The organism is Kocuria sp. GQ42, from assembly GCF_059758435.1.
Genome location: NZ_JCAXEN010000002.1, coordinates 405,666 through 425,171, shown reverse-complemented (window position 1 = coordinate 425,171; position 19,506 = coordinate 405,666). Strand labels below are relative to the sequence as shown.

At 74.2% G+C, this 19,506-nt stretch carries 17 protein-coding genes and 1 riboswitch; of the genes, 7 read left to right on the top strand and 10 right to left on the bottom strand.

What is annotated here, in order from left to right; genetic code table 11:
* The first annotated feature begins 3 nt into the window (after nt 1-3).
* Both AC6CH6_RS07380 and AC6CH6_RS07375 read left to right on the top strand, forming a co-directional pair.
* Nucleotides 4-1,311 (top strand): MFS transporter, encoded by a 1,308-nt coding sequence (locus tag AC6CH6_RS07380; protein WP_498254640.1) that lies wholly within the window; start codon nt 4-6, stop codon nt 1,309-1,311.
* Nucleotides 1,312-1,345: 34 nt separating this feature from the next.
* A complete protein-coding gene (locus AC6CH6_RS07375) occupies nt 1,346-2,632 on the top strand; it encodes an FAD-dependent monooxygenase (protein ID WP_498254639.1) in 1,287 nt (428 codons plus the stop codon).
* A 99-nt stretch (nt 2,633-2,731) separates the two neighbouring features.
* On the opposite strand, the gene AC6CH6_RS07370 is transcribed toward AC6CH6_RS07375, so the two are convergent.
* Nucleotides 2,732-3,712: a GNAT family N-acetyltransferase gene (locus AC6CH6_RS07370; protein ID WP_498254638.1), complete on the bottom strand. Its 981-nt coding sequence runs from the start codon at nt 3,710-3,712 to the stop codon at nt 2,732-2,734.
* Nucleotides 3,712-5,094, bottom strand: coding sequence for a glycine--tRNA ligase (locus AC6CH6_RS07365; protein WP_017833819.1), 1,383 nt, complete (start codon nt 5,092-5,094; stop codon nt 3,712-3,714). The genes AC6CH6_RS07370 and AC6CH6_RS07365 overlap by 1 nt, the downstream gene beginning before the upstream one ends.
* Before the next feature lie 196 nt (nt 5,095-5,290).
* Here AC6CH6_RS07365 and AC6CH6_RS07360 point away from each other — a divergent pair, with 196 nt between their 5' ends.
* The gene (locus tag AC6CH6_RS07360) at nt 5,291-5,533 is read left to right on the top strand and encodes an RNA-binding S4 domain-containing protein (protein ID WP_031283177.1); all 243 of its coding nucleotides are present in this window, start codon (nt 5,291-5,293) and stop codon (nt 5,531-5,533) included.
* Here the strand turns inward: AC6CH6_RS07360 and AC6CH6_RS07355 are convergent.
* A complete protein-coding gene (locus AC6CH6_RS07355; protein ID WP_498254637.1) occupies nt 5,517-6,203 on the bottom strand; it encodes an alpha/beta hydrolase in 687 nt (228 codons plus the stop codon). The two genes, AC6CH6_RS07360 and AC6CH6_RS07355, sit on opposite strands and share 17 nt — an antisense overlap.
* An 82-nt stretch (nt 6,204-6,285) precedes the next feature.
* Between AC6CH6_RS07355 and AC6CH6_RS07350 the strand changes: the two genes are divergently transcribed.
* Nucleotides 6,286-7,167 (top strand): SGNH/GDSL hydrolase family protein, encoded by an 882-nt coding sequence (locus AC6CH6_RS07350; protein ID WP_498254636.1) that lies wholly within the window; start codon nt 6,286-6,288, stop codon nt 7,165-7,167.
* A 33-nt stretch (nt 7,168-7,200) separates the two neighbouring features.
* Here AC6CH6_RS07350 and metX read toward each other — a convergent pair whose 3' ends face one another.
* The gene (gene metX, locus AC6CH6_RS07345; RefSeq protein ID WP_498254635.1) at nt 7,201-8,385 is read right to left on the bottom strand and encodes a homoserine O-acetyltransferase MetX; all 1,185 of its coding nucleotides are present in this window, start codon (nt 8,383-8,385) and stop codon (nt 7,201-7,203) included.
* Complete coding sequence (locus AC6CH6_RS07340) at nt 8,382-9,794, bottom strand: bifunctional o-acetylhomoserine/o-acetylserine sulfhydrylase (protein ID WP_498254634.1); 1,413 nt, start codon at nt 9,792-9,794, stop codon at nt 8,382-8,384. Before AC6CH6_RS07340 ends, metX begins: the two co-directional genes overlap by 4 nt.
* A gap of 76 nt (nt 9,795-9,870) precedes the next feature.
* A riboswitch (SAM riboswitch) is annotated at nt 9,871-9,986 on the bottom strand.
* A 142-nt stretch (nt 9,987-10,128) separates the two neighbouring features.
* Here AC6CH6_RS07340 and AC6CH6_RS07335 point away from each other — a divergent pair.
* Entirely contained in the window at nt 10,129-10,767 is a 639-nt protein-coding gene (locus AC6CH6_RS07335; RefSeq protein ID WP_368810633.1) for a VOC family protein, read from the top strand.
* 23 nt (nt 10,768-10,790) lie between these two features.
* Here AC6CH6_RS07335 and AC6CH6_RS07330 read toward each other — a convergent pair whose 3' ends face one another.
* Complete coding sequence (locus tag AC6CH6_RS07330) at nt 10,791-11,570, bottom strand: CPBP family intramembrane glutamic endopeptidase (RefSeq protein ID WP_498254633.1); 780 nt, start codon at nt 11,568-11,570, stop codon at nt 10,791-10,793.
* A 113-nt stretch (nt 11,571-11,683) separates the two neighbouring features.
* Between AC6CH6_RS07330 and AC6CH6_RS07325 the strand changes: the two genes are divergently transcribed.
* A complete protein-coding gene (locus AC6CH6_RS07325) occupies nt 11,684-13,855 on the top strand; it encodes a S9 family peptidase (protein WP_498254632.1) in 2,172 nt (723 codons plus the stop codon).
* Between the two features lie 105 nt (nt 13,856-13,960).
* Here AC6CH6_RS07325 and AC6CH6_RS07320 read toward each other — a convergent pair whose 3' ends face one another.
* From AC6CH6_RS07320 to gatC, 4 genes are all read right to left on the bottom strand, one after another.
* Nucleotides 13,961-15,073: an NAD(P)/FAD-dependent oxidoreductase gene (locus tag AC6CH6_RS07320; protein ID WP_498254631.1), complete on the bottom strand. Its 1,113-nt coding sequence runs from the start codon at nt 15,071-15,073 to the stop codon at nt 13,961-13,963.
* A 196-nt stretch (nt 15,074-15,269) separates the two neighbouring features.
* Entirely contained in the window at nt 15,270-16,784 is a 1,515-nt protein-coding gene (gene gatB / locus AC6CH6_RS07315; RefSeq protein ID WP_498254630.1) for an Asp-tRNA(Asn)/Glu-tRNA(Gln) amidotransferase subunit GatB, read from the bottom strand.
* Nucleotides 16,784-18,430, bottom strand: a complete 1,647-nt coding sequence (gene gatA, locus AC6CH6_RS07310) for an Asp-tRNA(Asn)/Glu-tRNA(Gln) amidotransferase subunit GatA (protein ID WP_498254629.1) — start codon at nt 18,428-18,430, stop codon at nt 16,784-16,786. Before gatA ends, gatB begins: the two co-directional genes overlap by 1 nt.
* Before the next feature lie 4 nt (nt 18,431-18,434).
* Nucleotides 18,435-18,731, bottom strand: a complete 297-nt coding sequence (gene gatC / locus AC6CH6_RS07305; protein WP_017833831.1) for an Asp-tRNA(Asn)/Glu-tRNA(Gln) amidotransferase subunit GatC — start codon at nt 18,729-18,731, stop codon at nt 18,435-18,437.
* Nucleotides 18,732-18,869: 138 nt separating this feature from the next.
* On the opposite strand from gatC, the gene AC6CH6_RS07300 reads away from it, so the two are divergent.
* Nucleotides 18,870-19,436: a hypothetical protein gene (locus AC6CH6_RS07300; protein ID WP_498254628.1), complete on the top strand. Its 567-nt coding sequence runs from the start codon at nt 18,870-18,872 to the stop codon at nt 19,434-19,436.
* The last annotated feature ends 70 nt before the right edge of the window (nt 19,437-19,506 follow it).

Genomic DNA, 19,506 nt, shown 5'->3' with positions numbered 1-19,506 from the left:
CCGATGTCCGCAACGGCTCTCGCCGCCGCCGCCCCGCCCGCCCCGGTGGGCCGGCGCGCCCGATGGATCGCCGTGCTGGTCTGCTGGCTGCTCATCGTCTTCGACGGCTACGACCTGATCGTCTTCGGCACGGTCAAGCCCTCGCTCATGGAGGAGTGGGGGATGTCCCAGGCGACCGCCGGCACGGTGGGCTCCTCGGCGTTCCTCGGCATGATGATCGGGGCGGTCTTCGCCGGGCGGCTCTCCGACGGGCTGGGCCGGAAGAAGACGGTCGTCTGGTGCACGGTGGTGTTCTCCCTGGCGACCGTGGCGTGCGCCGTGGCCCCCGACGAGTGGGTCTTCGCGCTGCTGCGCCTCGTGGCGGGGCTCGGCCTGGGCGGTCTCGTCCCTTCGGCCAACGCCCTCGCCGCGGACTTCATCCCGCCCCGGTGGCGCTCGGCCATGGCCACGCTCATGATGTCCGGCGTGCCGATCGGCGGCTCGCTCGCCGCCCTGACCGGCATCCCCGTGATCCCGGCGGACTGGCTCGGCTGGGAGGGCTGGCGGTGGATGTTCGTCTTCCCCGTCCTGGCCCTCGTCGTGCTCGTGCCCGTGGCCCTGAAGGTGATTCCCGCCGACCCCGGCCGGGAGCAGCGGGCCGCCGCGGCCGCCGCGCAGGTGCACCGGCCCGGCTTCGGCTCCCTGCTCCGCCCGCCCTACCTGACCATGAGCATCCTGTTCGCCGCCGCCACCCTCGCGACCCTCTTCGCCTGGTACGGGCTGGGCACCGAGCTGCCGAACCTCATGCGGCTGCAGGGCGCGCAGATCGGCGGGGCCCTGACGTTCGCGCTCGTCCTCAATCTCGGCGCGGTGCTGGGCTCCGTGCTCACGGCCTGGGCCGGGGACCGGTTCGGCCCGGTGCTCACCGGCGCCGTCGCCTCGGGCGCCGCCGCGGCCGGGCTGCTCGTCATCATGGTCGTCGGCGACGAGCCGGTCTGGCTGATCTACCTGATGCTCGTGCTCGCCGGTGTCGGCACGCACGGCACGCAGTCCCTGATCATCGGCGCCATCACCCTGTACTACCCGGACAGCCTCCGCGGCACCGCCCTCGGCTGGGCCCTGGGCGTGGGGCGCATCGGCGCCGTCCTCGCCCCGCAGACCGCGGGGCTCGTGCTCGGCGCCCACGCCGACCCCGCCGACGGCGTCCACCCCGTGTTCCTGCTCTTCGCGGGTGCGGCGGCCGTCGCCACGGTCCTGCAGTTCGCCCTGCTGCCCGTCATCACCAAGGCCCGCCAGGCACCCCGGGTCGTACGGACCCAACCGGTTGCCTGACATCGTCCCGCACAGCTCGAAAGGAATCACCACCATGGCACAGCACACCAAGGTCCTCGTCATCGGAGGCGGCATCGGCGGCTTCGGCAACGCCCTCGCCCTGCGCCGGCTCGGCGCGGAGGTCGAGCTCGTGGAGCAGTCCCCCGAGTTCGGGGAGGTCGGCGCCGGCCTGCAGATGTCCCCCAACGCCACCCGCCTGCTGCGCGAGTGGGGGGTGCTCGACCGGGCCGTCGAGACCGGCGTGGCCCCCCGGTACATCGTCTTCCGCGACGCCCTCACGGGCGAGGAGCTGCTCCGGGAGGACGTCACCGGCGAGTACTACGAGCGCTACGGCGCCCCCTACATCGTGGCCCACCGCTCGGACCTGCACCGCCTGCTCATGGAGGAGTGCGCCGAGCTCGGCGTGACCCTGCACAACAACGTCCGGGTGGCGAAGACCGAGAACGTGGAGGTCGACGGGCGCGCCGTGGCCCGGGCGACCGCGGACGACGGCCGGGTCTTCGAGGCCGACGCGATCGTCGCCGCGGACGGGATCAGGTCCGTGGTCCGCGCGCAGCTCTCCGACGACCAGCCCGTCGGCTCCGAGTACGTGGCCTACCGCGGCGCGCTGCCGATCTCGCAGATCACCCACGCCGGGGACATGGAGGCCGTGGTCGTGTGGATGGGCCCCGAGTGCCACCTCGTGCAGTACCCGCTGCGCCAGGGGGAGCTGTTCAACACCGTGGCCGTCTACCGCTCGCCGTCCTTCGCCGCCGGTCAGCTCGTCTACGAGGGCGACGCCGAGCTGCGCGAGGCCTACCGGGACTGCGTTCCGGAGGTCCAGGCGGCGCTCGACAACCTCAGCCACGTGCAGCGCTGGCCCATGTTCGACCGCGTGCCGATCGAGAACTGGGTGGACGGCAACATCGCCCTGGCCGGCGACGCCGCGCACCCGATGCTGCAGTACCTCGCCCAGGGCGCCTGCCAGGCCCTCGAGGACGCCGCCGCCCTGGAGGCCATCGCCGCGCGGTCCGTGTTCGCGGACCCGCAGCACCACGACGCCTCCCGGTGGAACGCCGTGTTCCGGGAGTACAACGCCGTCCGCCAGCCGCGCACCGCGCGGATCCAGACGACGGCGCGGGTGTGGGGCGAGTCCTGGCACCTCACCGGCCCGGTCGAGCGGACCGTGCGCAACATGCTGTGGAAGTCCGCGGACCGGCACGGCATCTGGGACTACACCGACTGGCTCTACGGGGAGCAGGACTACACCGGCGCCGAGGTCGGCGCCGAGGCCGGCGACCGGGCCGAGGTCCGGCGCGTCGACGCGAGCACGGCGGGCTGAGCACGTCCCCGCGCCGGCCGGACCCGGCGCCGGCACGCGGGAGGCCCCGGCACCTCGAGGTGCCGGGGCCTCCCGCGTGCCGGTGCTCGGCCCGTGCGCTCAGTCCCCGGGCTCCGCGAGGACGACGGAGGTCTCCACGACCGTGGCGGCACCGGCCGCCAGGAGGTTGTCGACGACGGCGGTCAGCGGCTCCATCGACCCGTCCACCTGGAACTGCACGGGGTGGTGGTGGGCCAGCAGCGCGAGCAGCTGCTCGAGCGCGGGACCTGCCGCGGCGTCCCCCGGCGCCCAGCCGAGCACGACGTGGGCGGGCTCGTCCGGCGCGTCCTCAGGGGCGGGGGCGCCGGGGGCGGCGTCGAGCTCGACGGGCCGGTAGCTCACGGCGAACGCGGAGATCCTGCCCCGCTCCCCCGGGCCCACGCCGTTGCGCAGCACGAGCGCCCCGAAGGCGTGCGCGGCGTCGGAGAGGAACAGCTGGTTGACCCGTCCCACGGACAGGTCCGCCGGCTCGTCCCAGGCGTGCACGGCCCGGTAGAACGCCCACAGCGCCCGGGTCAGCTCGACCGAGCCGGTGGCCAGGTCCTCGACGGCCTGCGCCGGTGTGCCGTCGGGGTGCTCCCGCAGCGGCTGGAGGGGCAGGGCCCCGGCCGCCACCCGGACCACGCGCGAGTCCTGGACGGGGTCCAGGCCGGCGGCCCGGGCGAAGCGCTCGCCGGCCGAGCCGGGCGCCGCCTTCGTGCGCAGGGCCTGCACGCCCGAGGGCGAGCCCGCCGCCTCGGTGCGCAGCCGCTCCAGCAGGGCCCGTCCGAGCCCTTCGCCGCGGCGGTCGGGGGCGACCTCCACGTAGGCCCACAGCCTCGAGGGGTGCAGCGCCGACTCGTAGACCGTGCCGGCGGCGACCGGCACGCCGGAGTCCTCCGCCACGACCGTGCGGGACCACGGGGCGTCGTCGTCGGGGCGCAGGGTCGCCCGGAAGGCGGCGGCCTGGGGCGTCTCCGGGTCGGGCCACACCTCGAGCAGCCGCAGGTCGTCCCCGTCCCGCCAGGGCCGCAGCCCGGGGCCGGTCAGCGCGCCGCTCATCAGCGGACGAGCTTCCCGGCGAGGTAGGACTTCACCTGGTCGAGGGCCACGCGCTCCTGGGTCATCGCGTCCCGCTCGCGGATGGTCACGGCCTGGTCCTCGAGGGTGTCGAAGTCCACCGTGATGCAGAACGGGGTGCCGATCTCGTCCTGGCGGCGGTAGCGGCGCCCGATCGCCCCCGAGTCGTCGAAGTCGATGTTCCAGTTCCGGCGCAGCTCGGCGGCCAGGTCCTTGGCCTTCGGCGAGAGGTCCTCGTTGCGGGACAGCGGCAGCACCGCGGCCTTGACCGGGGCGAGGCGCGGGTCCAGCTTGAGGACCGTGCGCTTGTCCACCCCGCCCTTCGAGTTGGGGGCCTCGTCCTCGGTGTACGCGTCCACGAGGAAGGCCATCATCGACCGGGTCAGGCCGAAGGACGGCTCGATCACGTACGGGACGTAGCGCTCGTTGGTCTGCTGGTCGAAGTAGCTGAGGTCCGTGTTGGAGTGCTCGTTGTGCACGCCGAGGTCGTAGTCGGTCCGGTTGGCCACGCCCATGAGCTCGCCCCACGGGTTGCCCTGGAAGCCGAACCGGTACTCGATGTCGATGGTGCCGGCGGAGTAGTGCGCCCGGTCGTCCTCGGGGACGTCGTAGCGGCGCATGTGGTCCGGGTCGATGCCCAGGTCCGTGAACCAGTTCCAGCACGCCTCGACCCACTCGTCGAAGAAGTGCCCGGCCTCGGACGGGTGGGTGAAGTACTCGATCTCCATCTGCTCGAACTCGCGCGTGCGGAAGATGAAGTTGCCCGGGGTGATCTCGTTGCGGAACGCCTTGCCGATCTGCCCGATGCCGAACGGCGGCTTCTTCCGGGCGGCGGTGACCACGTTGTTGAAGTTCACGAAGATGCCCTGGGCGGTCTCGGGCCGCAGGTAGTGCAGGCCCTCCTGGTTGTCGACCGGGCCGAGGAACGTCTTGAGCAGCCCGGAGAACTGCTGCGGGTCGGTCCACTGGCCCTTGGTCCCGCAGTTGGGGCAGGGGATCTCGGCCATGCCGTTCTCGGGGGCGCGGCCCTTCTTCTCCTCGAAGGCCTCGACCAGGTGGTCCTGGCGGGCGCGCTTGTGGCAGGAGGTGCACTCCACGAGCGGGTCCGTGAAGGTCGCCACGTGCCCCGAGGCCTCCCACACGGCCTTCGGGAGGATGATCGAGGAGTCGAGGCCCACCATGTCCTCGCGCCCGCGCACGAAGGTCTGCCACCACTCGTGCTTGATGTTCTCCTTGAGCTCCGCGCCGAGGGGCCCGTAGTCCCAGGCCGAGCGGGAACCGCCGTAGATCTCACCCGCCTGGAACACGAAACCGCGGCGCTTGGCCAGCGAGATGACGTTGTCCAGCGTGGACTTGGGGGCCATGTGGGATTCCTCCAGGGTCTCGCCCGACCGCCGGCTGCGGACGCGCGTGGTGGGTGGTGTGGCCCGGCGGTGCGCCGGGCGGGGACCGGCCGTCGTCGGCCGTCACGAACGAGGACGCCGCGTGCGACGTCCTCGTCCCAGGGTAGCCAATTCCCGCCGTGCCCGCCGACCGCCGGGGACCTGGGACAATGGGGGCATGACGACTCCCCAGCGGCCCGGCGGCCCCGACGAACTGCCCATCCGCGACGACATGATCCGGCTGGGCCAGGCCCTCAAGCTGGCGAACCTCGCCGAGGACGGGGCGCATGCCCGGGGCCTGGTGGAGGACGGTCAGGTCTCGGTCAACGGCGAGGTCGAGACGCGGCGCGGCCGGCAGCTGCACCCGGGCGACGTCGTCTCCGCCGGGGGCGCCTCGGTGCGGATCACCGCGGGCGGCTGACCGGGCGGTCCGGGTCGCCCAGCACCACCTGGGTGAGGTACTCGCGCACGTGCCCCACCTCCTGCGGGCTGATCCCGTGGCCGACCCCGGTGTAGTGCACCTTCATGACGTCGGCGTGCTCCAGCGCCCACTCGGCGGTGGAGTCGACGAGCTCCTGCGGGATGACCGGGTCCTGCGGGTCACGGCCCCAGAACATCCGCAGCGGCCGCTCCCGCAGCTCCTCGTCGGCGAACAGGGGGTGCTCGCCGGGGACCACGAAGCCGGAGAGCCCCACCACGGCGGCGATCTCGCCCGGCATGTGGCGGGCGAGGGACGTGGCCATGGCCATGCCCTGCGAGAACCCCAGCAGCGTGGTGCTGGGGTGGTCAGCGACCAGCTCCCGCAGCCACGCCGCGACGGGCTCCACGGCCTCGGCCACCCGGTCGAGGGAGAAGCTGAGGTCCGCGGCGAGCGGGAACCACTGGTAGCCGAACCCGGCGGGCTGGGGGGCGCGCACGGACGCCACGCTGAACTCGCCCGGCAGGGCCGGGACGAGACCCATGAGGTCCTGCTCGTGCGAGCCGTAGCCGTGCAGGAGCACGAGCAGCGGGGTGCCGGGGCGGGCGTCGGCGTCCCTGCTCCACACGGCGAAGGGGGTGGCGGTCCCGGTCGGGACGGTGGCGTCGGTCATGGCACCAGTGTGCCACCCGGTCCCGGGGGCCCGCGGCGCGGGCGCGTGGACGCCCGCCGGGCCCGGTGGTAGACCGGGAGGCATGACCGAGACGACGCCGGGACCCCCGGACACCGCACCTCCCGTCCACCCGTGGCGCCGCATGGTGGCGATCGGCGACTCGTTCACGGAGGGCATCGGGGACCCGGACCCCGGCTCCCCCGGCGGGCACCGCGGCTGGGCGGACCGGGTCGCCGAGGAGCTGGACCGCCTCGCCCCCGGTCTGTCCTACGCCAATCTCGCGATCCGCGGCCGGCTCTTCCGCCAGATCGTCGACGAGCAAGTGGGGCCGGCCCTGGAGCTGACCCCGGACCTCGTGACGGTCTGCGCGGGCGGCAACGACATGCTGCGCCCGGGCGGGGACCCGGACGCGATCGCCGAGGAGATGGACGACGTCGTGGGCCGGCTCGCGGCGGACGGGGCGACCGTCGTGCTGGTCGGCGGCCCGGACATCGGTGCCACGCCCGTGCTGCGCGGGATCCGGGGCCGGATCGCGGTCTACAACGAGAACGTGCGCGTGGTCGCGTCCCGGCACGACGCCGTGCTGGTGGATCTGTGGGGGCTGCGGGAGCTCGCGGACCCGGCGATGTGGGACCCAGACCGGCTGCACTTCTCGCCCCTGGGCCACCACAGGATCGCGGTCGAGGCCCTCGACACCCTGGGCCTCGCGCACGGCCTCGTGCCCGAGGTGGTGCCCGACCGTCCGCCCTCGTCCTGGCGGCAGGCCCGCGGCGAGGACCTCGTCTGGGCCCACCGCTATCTGCGCCCGTGGGTGGCCCGCCGGATCCGGCGCACCAGCTCCGGGGCGCAGGTCCGGCCGAAGCGGCCGCACTTCGGCACCCCCACCGTGCCCGGGGGCGGCGTCGCGCCCGGCGAGTCACCCGGGGAGGGGTCCGGCGACGGCCGAGGGGCCGCGGACGGCTGAGCGAGCGGGAACGGCGGAGGGCCCCGTCCCGGCTCAGCGCTCGGGCAGCACGGTCTCCACGAGCAGCTTGCCGAGCTGGGGAGCCTCGATGAGGAAGCCGTCGTGGCCCGAGGGCGAGGTCAGGGTGTGCCGCCGGACGGCCCCGGGCAGCGCGGCGGCCAGGACGTCGGACTCACGGGGCAGGTAGAGCCGGTCGGAGTCCACCGCCGCCACGAGCCACTCGCACGAGGTCACGGACAGCGCCTCCTCGAGCGTCCCGCGGTCCCGGGCGACGTCGTGGGACATGAGCGTCTCGTTGACGGCGAGGTAGCTGTTGGCGTCGAAGCGGCCCGCCAGCTTGGACGCCTGGTGGTCGAGGTAGCTCTCCACCTGGTAGCGCCCCCGCCCGCCGGCGTGCGTGTCGATGACCTGCTCCTCGGCCTGCGGCGAGCGCCCGAACCGGTGGTGCAGCTCGTCGGCCGAGCGGTAGGTGATGTGGGCGATCCGCCGGGCCAGTCCCAGGCCCGTGACGGGCGGCGGGCCGTCGTAGTAGTCCCCGCCGCGGAAGTGCGGGTCCTGGCGGATCGCGAGGTTCTGCGCCTGGCCCCACGCGAGCTGCTCGGCGCTGGACTGGGCGCACGCGGCGACCACCGCGCACGCCCGGACACGGTCCGGGTGGGTCACGGCCCACTCCAGGGCGCGGGCCCCGCCCATGGAGCCGCCGATGACCAGGCGCCAGGCGTCGATGCCGAGGGCATCGGCCAGCGCCGCCTCGGCGTGCACGGAGTCCCGGACGGTGATGAGCGGGAAGCGGGAGCCCCAGGGGCGGCCCTCGGGGTCCACGCTCGGCGGCGCGGGGGTCGCCGGGCCCGTGGACCCGTAGCAGCCGCCCACGATGTTGGTGCAGACCACGAACCACCGGTCCGTGTCGATGGCGGCGCCGGGGCCGATCAGGCCCTCCCACCAGCCGCCGCTCTCGGCCGCGCGCCGCTCGGCCTCGGGGGCGCCGGGGCGGGCCCGGCCGGCCGCCACGTGGGTGTCCCCGGTGAGGGCGTGCTCGACGAGCACCGCGTTGGAGGCGTCCGGGGCGAGCGTCCCCCACGTCTCGTAGGCGATCCGGACGTCGGGCAGCCGGAAGCCCGACTCGAGCTCGAGCTCGCCGATCCCGGCGATCCGCGGCACGCCGTCCTCGCGGACGGCGGTCCCGGCGCCGGAGCCCCTCACGACCGTCACGGTCACTCCTGTCCTCCCTGCGCGGCCGCGGCCGCGGCGAAGCCCTGCTCCAGGTCCGCCAGGATGTCGTCGATGTGCTCCAGGCCCACGGACAGGCGCACGAAGCCGGGCTCCACGCCGGCGGCCAGCTGCTCCTCGGGCAGGAGCTGGCTGTGCGTGGTGGACGCGGGGTGGATCACCAGGGAGCGCACGTCGCCGATGTTGGCGACGTTCGAGTGCAGGGTCAGGGCGTCCACGAAGGCGGCCCCGGCCTCCCGGCCGCCGTCGAGGACGAAGCCCAGGATCGACCCGGCGCCCCGGGGCGCGTACTTCTGCGCCCGCTCGTGCCACGGGGAGGACTCCAGCCCGGCCCAGGACACCGAGCGCACGTCCTCGCGGGCCTCGAGCCAGCGGGCCACCGTCCCGGCGTTGGCCACGTGCCGCTCCATCCGCAGGGACAGCGTCTCGATGCCCTGCTCGATGAGGAACGCGTTGAACGGGGAGATCGCCGAGCCGAGGTCGCGCAGCAGCTGCACCCTGGCCTTGAGGATGTAGGACAGGTTGACGCCGAAGGGCCCCTCGGCGCCCAGGGCCTCGGCGTAGACGAGACCGCCGTAGGACTCGTCCGGCTGGTTGAAGCCGGGGAAGCGATCCGGGTAGCGGCCGTAGTCGAAGGCCCCGGAGTCCACGATCACGCCGCCGATGGCGGTGCCGTGCCCGCCGAGGAACTTGGTGGCCGAGTGCACCACGACGTCCGCGCCCCAGCGCAGGGGCTGGATGAGGTAGGGGGTCGCCACGGTGTTGTCCACGATGAGCGGGACCTCGTGGTCGTGGGCGATCCCGGAGACCGTCTCGATGTCGAGGACGTCGTTGCGCGGGTTCGGGATCGTCTCGGCGAAGAAGGCCTTCGTGTTCGGCCGGACCGCCCGCCGCCACGCCTCGGGATCGTCGGGGTCGGAGACGAAGGTGGTCTCGATGCCGAGCTTGGGCAGCGTGAACTTGAAGAGGTTGTAGGTCCCGCCGTACAGGCTGGGGCTGGCCACGAGGTGGTCGCCCGCGCCGGCGACGTTGAGCACGGCGAACGTCGTCGCCGACTGCCCCGCGCTGAGCATGAGGGCACCCACGCCGCCCTCCAGGGCGGCGATCCGGTTCTCCACGACCTCCGTGGTCGGGTTGCCGATCCGCGTGTAGATCGGGCCGAGCTCGGCGAGCGCGAAGCGGTCGGCGGCGGCCTGGGCGTCGGGGAAGACGAAGGACGTGGTCTGGTGGATCGGCAGGGCGCGGGAGCCGGTGACCGGGTCGGGGCTCTGCCCCGCGTGGATCTGCCGGGTCTCGAAGGCCCAGCCCCCGGGGTTCTCGGGGGTGGGGCGCTCGGCCGCGGCCACGTCGGTGCGGGCGGCGGAGGCGTCGGTGCTGGAGGCGGGGAGATCGGACATGCCGTGGGACTCCTTGTGGATCTCAGGGGTCCCGTCCCGGCCGAGGCGGTGCGGCCGGGAACGGCCGGGCGCCGGGGACCCGCGCTTGCTCGCTCGCCGGTCGCGAGGAGCCTGGTCTTCACCCAGGGCACCCCACCGCGGTGGAGGGTTGCCGGCCAGCTAGCTGGGGCTTGGACGCTGGCGCTCATGACCTGGACAGCATTCTCCGGATCAGGGCCGCGCGGCGTCAAGCCGGGGCCGGGCGTGACGCTCCGGCAGGGGTGTCGCCCGCACGGTGCCCGGCGCGTCGCGGACCGATTTGGAGACGAAACTCACAGGGTGCCACGATGTGCCCATGAGAGTCGACCACGTGTCCTACGCCTGCCGCCCGGAGGGCCTGGAGGCCACCACCGAGCGCATCGCCGACCAGCTCGGGATCGAACCGGTCAAGGGCGGGGTGCACCCCCGCTTCGGCACCCGCAACATGATCCTGCCGCTCACGAACCACCAGTACGTGGAGGTCGTCGAGGTCCTCCAGCACCCGGCGGCGGAGAAGGCGCCCTTCGGGCAGGCCGTGCGCGCGCGGTCCGCCGCCGGCGGCGGCTGGCTGGGCTGGGTCGTGGAGGTCGAGGACCTCGCCCCCTTCGAGCAGCGCCTGGGGCGCCGCTCCGTGCCCGGCCACCGGGTGTTCCCGGACGGCCGGTGCCTGGAGTGGCACCAGATCGGTGTCAAGGGCCTGATCGCCGATCCGCAGCTGCCGTTCATGATCCACTTCGACTCCGCCCCGGAGATGCACCCGTCCCAGGCGCGGATCACGGACGTCGGGCTCGCGGGGATGGCCATCGCCGGAGCCCCGGAGCGGGTCACCGAGTGGCTGGGCGCCCCCGTCGAGACCGCGCTCGAGGACCTCGAGGTCGACTGGCGCTATCCGGACGGCACCCCCGGGGTGCTCTCCGTCACGTTCAGCACCCCGGACGGCGCCGTCACCATCTGAGCCCGGGCACCGTGGGGCGGGGCTCAGCCCAGCAGCCGGGCGGCCCCGAGGAAGCCGACGGCGTCCAGCAGGAAGTGCGCGACGACGAGGGGCGTCACCCGGCCGGTGCGCCGGTAGAGCTCCGCGAAGACGAGGCCCATCACCACGTTGCCGAGGAAGGGCCCGATCCCCTGGTAGAGGTGGTAGCTGCCGCGGAACAGGGCCGTGACCACCAGCACCACCGGCCAGCTCCACCCGATGCGGGTCAGCCGGTCGGTCAGGAACGCGACCACGACGACCTCCTCGACCAGGGCGTGGCGCACGGCCGAGAGCAGCAGCACGGGCACCGTCCACCAGTGCGCTGCGAGCCCGGACGTGGTCACCTCCGCGGTGACGCCCAGGGCCCGGCCGGCGCCGTAGAGCGCCAGCGTGCCCAGGCCCATGAGCAGGAAGAGCACGGTGCCGAGGCCCAGGTCCGGGAGGGGCATCCGGGCGTCGAGGCCGATCCGCCGGCGGACCGTGCCCAGCGCTCCGGCGGAGCCGGCGAGCAGGTAGAGCGCGAGCAGCACCGGCACCAGGTCCAGGGCGATCCCGGTGAGCTGGCGCAGCAGGTCGATGAGGGGCTGCGGGCTCAGCGGCGGGTTCATCGTGGCCTGCGCCTCGGAGAGCGGTCCGCGCGCCAGGTGCTCGGCGAGGGACAGCACCGCCCAGAGGGCCGAGGCGCCCAGGGACACCCCGAGCACCAGGAGCACCTGCAGCCACAGGTCGGCGCGGGTGGAGCCGAAGGCGGGCGGTCGCGGGGCGAGGTGGGCTGGGGTGCTCATGCGGCCATTCTGGCACCGGCCCGCCGGCCGCCCCGCGCACCCCGCGCCGGGCGCCCCCGGGCCCGTCCGGACCGCTCCTCCCCACCCGGGACGTCTTCCCTAGGATGGGGACCATGACTGTCCTTCCCCCGCAGATCCGCCAGCAGCCCGTCGAGCGTGCCTTCCACGGCCACGTGTTCTCCGACCCGTACGAGTGGATGCGGGAAAAGGACTCCCCCGAGGTGCTGGCCCACCTCACCGCGGAGAACGAGTACGCGGAGTCCGCCACCGCCCACCTCGCGGGCCTGCGGGAGACGATCTTCGGGGAGATCAAGGACCGCACCCAGGAGACCGACCTGTCCGTGCCCAGCCGGCGCGGCGCCTGGTGGTACTTCGCCCGCACCGTGGAGGGCGGCGCGCACCAGGTGTTCTGCCGGGTCCCGGCCGTGACCACCGGCGACGTGCTCGCGGACTGGACCCCGCCCGTCGTCGAGCCCGGCACCCCCATGGCCGGGGAGCAGGTGCTCCTCGACGCCAACGCGGAGGCCGCGAAGCACGAGTTCTACTCCCTGGGCAGCTTCGACGTCTCCGAGGACGGGGAGCTGCTGGCCTGGGCCGAGGACGTCACCGGCGACGAGCGCTTCACCCTGCGGGTCCGGGACCTCACCACGGGGGCGCTGCTCGCCGACGAGATCCCCGGGACGTTCTACGGGTCCTTCCTCACCCCGGACGCGCGCGCCGTGTACTACACGGTGGTGGACGAGTCCTGGCGCCCCCACCAGCTGCGCCGGCACGAGCTGGGCACCCCGGTGGCCGAGGACGTCGTCGTCCACGAGGAGGCCGACCCCGGCCTGTGGCTCGGGGCGGGCCTGTCCGCGGACCGGCGCTGGATCGTGGTGGAGGCCATGTGCTCCGAGTTCTCGGAGCAGCTCATCCAGCCGGTCGCGGACCCGGCGGCGCCGCTGCGGGTGGTGCTGCCCCGCACCGACCGGGTGCTCTACGAGGCGGAGCCCCTGCTGCTGGACGGGCGGGAGCAGATCCTGCTGACCCACGACCACGAGGCCCCGAACTCCCGGATCTCCCTCATGGACCCGGCCGACCTCGGCCGTCCGGTCGCGGAGGTGGCCCTGCGCGACGTCGTGCCGGCCTCCGGCACGGTCCGCGTCAACGGCTGCGCCGTGACGGCCACCCACCTGGTGGTCTCCGTCCGGGCGGACACCACGCTGCGGGTCCGGCTGCTCCCGCTCGCCGGGCTGGGCACGGACGCCCAGGCCGCCCCCGTGGAGCCGGCGTTCGCCGAGGAGCTCTACACCGCGAGCGTCTCCGCCGCGGAGCACGACGCCCCCGTGGTGCGCCTGTCCTACACGTCCTTCACGACGCCCCCGCGCGTCTACGACCTCTTCGTGGCGGGCGCCACCGGGGACGACGGCGCGCTGCCCGCCGAGCCGCTGCTGCGGCGCGAGGCCACGGTGCTCGGCGGCTACGACCCCGCCGACTACGCGGTGGAGCGGGACTGGGCCACCGCGGCGGATGGGACCCGCATCCCCGTCTCCCTGGTCCGCCGCGCCGACCTCGACCCCTCCGTGCCGGCACCGGTGCTGCAGTACGCCTACGGCTCCTACGAGCACAGCACCGACCCCGCGTTCTCGGTCTCCCGGCTGTCCCTGCTGGACCGCGGCGTGGTCTGGGCCGTGGCCCACGTGCGCGGCGGCGGGGAGCTGGGGCGGACCTGGTACGAGCACGGCAAGAAGCTGCACAAGACGAACACGTTCACCGACTACGTGGCGGTCACCGAGCACCTCGCCGCCCGGCCGGACGTCGACGAGCGGCGGATCCTGGTGATGGGGGGCTCCGCCGGCGGCCTGCTGGTGGGCGCGGTGCTCAACCTCGTACCGGAGCGGTACTGCGGCGCGCTGGCGGCGGTGCCGTTCGTGGACCCGCTGACCTCCATCCTCGACCCGTCCCTGCCGCTCACGGCCCTGGAGTGGGAGGAGTGGGGCAACCCCATCGAGGACGCGCACGTCTACGGGTACATGCGCGACTACTCCCCCTACGAGAACGTCCGGCCGCTGCCCTACCCCCCGGTCCTCGCGGTCACGAGCCTCAACGACACCCGGGTGCTCTACGTGGAGCCCGCCAAGTGGGTCGCCGCGCTGCGGGAGGCCTCGACCTCCGGCGAGCCGGTGCTGCTGCGCTGCGAGATGGCCGGGGGCCACGGCGGCGCCTCGGGGCGGTACTCGCAGTGGAAGGACACGGCCTGGGAGTATGCCTGGGTGCTGGACCGGATGGGCCTCGCCGGCGCCTGAGCCGGGCCGGCGGGTTTCGCGCGCGGTCTGGCCCCGCCCAGGATCCGCGACCGAGCGACACGGAGGCCGACGGCACGGGACCCGCCGCGCCGGACCCCCGGGGGCTCAGCGCCGGAAGCGGCCCGGGTCCAGGGCGGCGGCCGTCTCCCGGGAGCACCACGGGCCCACCGTCCCGTCCAGGAGGACGTCCGCGGCCGCCCGGGCCATGGCGGCGCTGGTCTGGAACCCGTAGCCGGACTGCCCGGCGAGCCAGACCAGCCCCGGAACCGCCGGGTCGGTCCCGCACACGGGCACGCCGTCCGGGGACTCGGTGCGCAGACCGGTCCAGGCCCGCTCGATCCCCGTGGCGCCGAGGGAGGTCACGGTGTTGAGCCGCCCCAGGAGGTCCTCGACGTCCTCGAGCACGGGCTGCGCGTCGCAGGGCTCGCTCGGCACGGCCTCGGACGGGGAGACGAGCGCGCCGTCCCCGGCCCGCCGGTAGTACCAGCCCGAGTCCGCGGCGACGACCATGGGGTGGTCCGGGGCCAGGGGCTTCGCCAGCCGCACCAGTGCCGCGGTGCGCCGCAGCGGGCGCAGGCCCAGCGGGGCCGCGCCGAACAGGCCCGCCACCTCGTCCGCCCAGGCGCCCGCGGCGACGACGACCTGCCGGGCCCGGACCCGGTGCCCGTCGGCCGCGACCCGCCAGCCGGCGCCGTCGGGCTCGGCCGCGGTCACCGGGGCGCCGGTGAGCAGCCGGGCGCCCGCGGCCGCGGCCCGGTCGCGGTGCCAGGCCACGAGCGCGGCGGCGTCGGTGCGCACGGAGGTGCTGTCGAGGCGCCCGGCCTCGACCGCGTCCGCCGGGGAGCAGGCCAGCTCGGGGCACAGCTCCACGAGCTCCGCCCGGGACAGCGGCCGCGTCCCCGGGGCGGCCTCGGCGCGCAGCCGGGCCTCGGTCCCGACGAGCACCATGCGGCTGGGCCAGGCCAGGGGCCGCGGCGGGGCGGGGCGCGGGTCGAGCAGCCGGGCCACGGTCGCCCCGGTCAGCTCCCGGACGGGGGCCGGGCCGTAGCTGGGGATCAGCTGCTCGGCCGAGCGCCCGGAGGTGTGGTGGGCCGGGACGGGCTCGGTCTCCGCGAGCACGATCCCGGCCCCGCTCCCCCGCCGCTCGGCCAGTTCCGAGGCCAGGGACAGTCCGGCGATGCCGCCGCCTATGATGAGCACGTCGCACGCAGGGTCCATGCGCCCATGCTCGCACGCCGCCCGGCGAGGGGTCGCGACGCGAGCCCGCTACGCAGCGAGGGGTCGCTGCCGGGCACCGCCGCGCGGCGAGGGGTCGCGTCCTGCCGGAATCCTCAGCAGATTCCCACAGGAGGCGACCCCTCGGTGTTCCGCGCCCGCGCACACGCAGGCAGTCCTGCGCGGGCGCGGGCGGCGGTCAGCCCTGCACGCCGAGCTTCTCCAGGATCAGCTCGCGCACCCGGCCCGCGTCGGCCTGGCCGCGGGTGGCCTTCATGACGGGGCCGATGAGGGCGCCGACGGCCTGGACCTTGCCGGCCTGCACCTTCGCCACGACGTCGGGCATCTGCGCCATGGCGTCGTCGATCGCCGCGGTCAGCACGGAGTCGTCGGAGACCACGGCCAGGCCGCGCCGCTCCACGACCTCCGCGGGCGAGCCCTCGCCCTCCAGGACGTGGGCGAGGACCTTCTTGGCGAGCTTGTCGTTGATCTTCCCGGCGTCGATGAGCCCGTTGAGCTCGACGACGTGCTGAGGGGTGACGCCGAGCTCGGCGATCTCCACCTCCCGCTGGTTGGCCAGCCGGGCGATCTCGCCCATCCACCACTTGCGGGCCGCGGCCGGGGCGGCGCTGGCGGACACGGTCTGCTCGATCTCGTCGAGGACCCCGGCGTTGACAACGTCCCGGAACTCCTCGTCGGAGAAGCCCCAGTCGGTCTTGAGCCGCTTCCGGCGCTCGGCCGGGGGCTCGGGCAGCTCGGCCCGCAGCCGCTCGATCCACTCGTGGTCGGTGACGACCGGCACGAGGTCGGGCTCCGGGAAGTAGCGGTAGTCGTCGGCGTCCGACTTGGGGCGCCCGCTCGTGGTGGAGCGGGTGTCCTCGTGCCAGTGCCGGGTCTCCTGCACGATCGTGCCGCCGGAGTCGAGGACCGCCGCGTGGCGCTGGATCTCGAAGCGCACGGCACGCTCCACGGCGCGAAGCGAGTTCACGTTCTTCGTCTCGGAGCGGGTGCCGAACGTGGCGCTGCCCTTGGGCATGAGGGACACGTTGGCGTCGCAGCGGACGTTGCCGCGCTCCATCTTCGCGTCCGAGATCCCGAGGTTCTTCACGATCTCCCGGATCAGGGCCACGTACACGCGGGCCAGCTCGGGCGCGCGTGTGCCGGCGCCCACGATGGGCTTCGTCACGATCTCGATGAGCGGGACGCCGGCGCGGTTGTAGTCGACCAGGGAGAAGTCCGCGCCCTGGATCCGCCCGGCGGCGCCGCCCATGTGCGTGAGCTTCCCGGCGTCCTCCTCCATGTGGGCGCGCTCGATCTCGACCGTGAACACGGTCCCGTCCTCCAGCTCCACGTCGACGGAGCCGTTCTCGGCGATCGGCTCGTCGTACTGGGAGGTCTGGAAGTTCTTGGGGGTGTCCGGGTAGAAGTAGTTCTTCCGGGCGAAGTGGGAGACCGGGCGGATCTCGCAGCCCAGGGCGAGCCCGAGCTTGATCGCGGACTCCACGGCCACCCGGTTCACCACGGGGAGCACCCCGGGCAGGCCGAGCGAGACGGGGGTGACGTTGGTGTTCGGCTCGTCCCCGAAGACGTTGGGGGCGGCGTCGAACATCTTGGTCCGGGTGTTGAGCTCCACGTGGACCTCGAAGCCCAGCACGGGGTCGTACTTCTCCATGGCCTCGTCGAAGGACAGGACCTCTTCGGTGCTCCGGTTCATCAGCGGGCTCCTCCCCGGACGGGTGCGGACAGATCGGACGCGGCGGGGCCGCCGGCCAGGTCCCGGACCAGGGCGGCGGTGTCCGGCAGCCGCTGCCAGAGCGGTCCGCCCCAGCGCTGCTCGAGCAGGGCCTCCAGACCGGCGCCGGCGCGGTAGAGCCGGGCGTCCTGGCGGGCGGGGGCCATGAACTGGATGCCCACGGGCAGCCCGTCCTCGGGGGCGAGGCCGCCGGGGACGGAGATCGCTGGGACCCCGGCCAGGTTGGTGGGGATGGTGGCGATGTCGTTGAGGTACATCTGCATGGGGTCGGCGGACTCGTCCACGGCGCCCCGCTCGAACGCGGTGGTCGGGGAAGTCGGGGAGACCAGCACGTCCACCTGCTCGAACGCGGCCGCGAAGTCGCGCTGCACAAGGGTGCGGACCTTCTGCGCCGAGCCGTAGTAGGCGTCGTAGTAGCCCGCGGACAGCGCGTAGGTGCCCAGGATGATGCGGCGCTTGACCTCGGCCCCGAAGCCGGCGGCGCGCGTGGAGCCCATCACGCGTTCGATGGTCAGGGGCCCGTCCTCGGGCAGCACGCGGTGGCCGAAGCGCACGCCGTCGTACTTGGCGAGGTTCGAGGAGACCTCGGAGGACATGATGAGGTAGTAGGCCCCCAGGGCGTACTTGAAGTTCGGGGTGGAGACCTCCACGACTTCGGCGCCCGCGGAGCGCAGCAGCTCCACGGCCTCCTCGAAGCGCTGCTGGACGCCGGGCTGGAAGCCCTCGCCCGTGAGCTCCTTGACCACGCCCACGCGCAGGCCCGCCAGCCCGCCCTCGGCGGCGCCGGCCCGGGCCTGGGCGGCGAGGTCGCCGACCGGGTCGGGCAGGGACGTGGAGTCCTGCGGGTCGTGCCCGCCGATCACTTCGTGCAGCAGCGCGGCGTCGAGCACCGTGCGCGCCACGGGGCCCACCTGGTCCAGCGAGGAGGCCATGGCGATCACGCCGTAGCGCGAGACCCCGCCGTAGGTCGGCTTGACGCCCACCGAACCGGTCAGGGCCGCGGGCTGGCGGATGGACCCGCCGGTGTCCGTGCCCAGGGCCAGCGGCGCCTGGAACGCGGTCACGGCGGCGGCGGAGCCGCCGCCGGAGCCGCCGGGGATGCGGGACAGGTCCCACGGGTTGGCGGTGTCGCCGAAGGCGGAGTGCTCGTTGGAGGAGCCCATCGCGAACTCGTCGAGGTTCGTCTTGCCCAGCAGCGGCATCCGGGCGGCGCGCAGCCGCCGGGTCACGGTGGCGTCGTAGGGGCTCATCCAGCCCTCGAGCATGCGGGACGCCGCGGTGGTGGGCTGCCCCTTGGTGACGATGAGGTCCTTGACCGCGATCGGCACGCCGGCGAGCTCGGGCAGCTCCTCGCCGCGGGCGCGGGCGGCGTCCACCTCGGCGGCCACGGACAGGGCCTCCTCGGTGTTGACGTGCAGGAAGGCGTTGAGCCCGGTCCGGCCGCGGCTGCGGTCGGCGGGGTCGACGGGCTCGCCCTCGGTCTCCCGGATGCGGTCCAGGTGGGCCTGGACGGCGTCGACGGAGGTGATCTCGCCGGCGGCGAGCCGGCGGGCGAGCTCGGCGGCGGAGAGACCGACGGGTCCCTGGGGCGTTCCGGTGCTGCTCATGCGGCTACTCCTCGTCCAGGATCGCGGGCACCTTGAACTTGCCCTCGGCGGCGTCCGGTGCGTTGAGCAGCGACTCCTCGGCGGTGAGGGTCTCGCCCACGACGTCCTCGCGGAAGACGTTCTGCAGCGGGATGGGGTGGCTCGTGGCCGGGACGTCCGGGCCGGCGGCCTCGCTGACGGACGCGACGGAGTCGACGACGAGGTCGAGCTCCTTCGCCATGGACCGCAGCTCCTCCTCGGTCATCTCGATGTGCGCGAGCTTCGCCAGGTGGGCGACCTGCTCGCGGGTGATCGCAGACATGCGCACTCCTGCTCGTGATCGGGGGTGGTTTCCGGTCCAGTCTAGCCGCGCGGCACTCCCCTCCTTCCCGGCCGGAGGGGGCCCCGCAGGGGCATACCCTGGAGGGACGCACCGACCACCGCACAGGAGCACCCGGACATGGCCAAGAGCACCCCCGCCCGCACGAAGAAGGACCGAGGCGCCAAGAGCGGGCGCCCCGGCGCCCGCTCCGGGAAGGCCGCGCGCGCGACCTCCGCGACGGACGCCGCCAACGCGTGGCGCCAGCGGGTCAGCAAGGACGCCGCCGAGACGATCGACACGGTCATGGCCCACGTCCAGGCCGTGGCCGAGCAGCAGCTGGGGCAGCACGGGGCGTTCCCCCCCTTCCTCGTCACCGCGCGCAAGGACGGCGAGTACGAGCTCGACAGCCTGCCGGCCGAGGACGCGGAGGAGCTGAGCCCCGAGGCCGCCCTGGACGCCCTGCGGGCCCGGGCGGTGGAGCTGCGGGACGACCTCCTCTGCGCCGCGGTCGCCTTCCCCGTGACCCTGCCGGACCGCTCCGGGCAGACGGCCGTGGCCGTGGAGACCCAGCACCGGGAGGGCGAGTCCCTGACGGTGATCCAGCCGTACCGGGTCAAGGGCGCGGAGCGCTCCGTGAGCTTCGGCGACGCCGGGGCCGAGCCCGCCGAGCCGTGGCTGTGGACCCGGCCCGAGCGCAGGCCGTGAGCTGAGCGCACGCGCGGCGCCGTGAGACCGGGCGCACGCGCGGCGCCGAGCCGCCTCCGGGCACACGAAA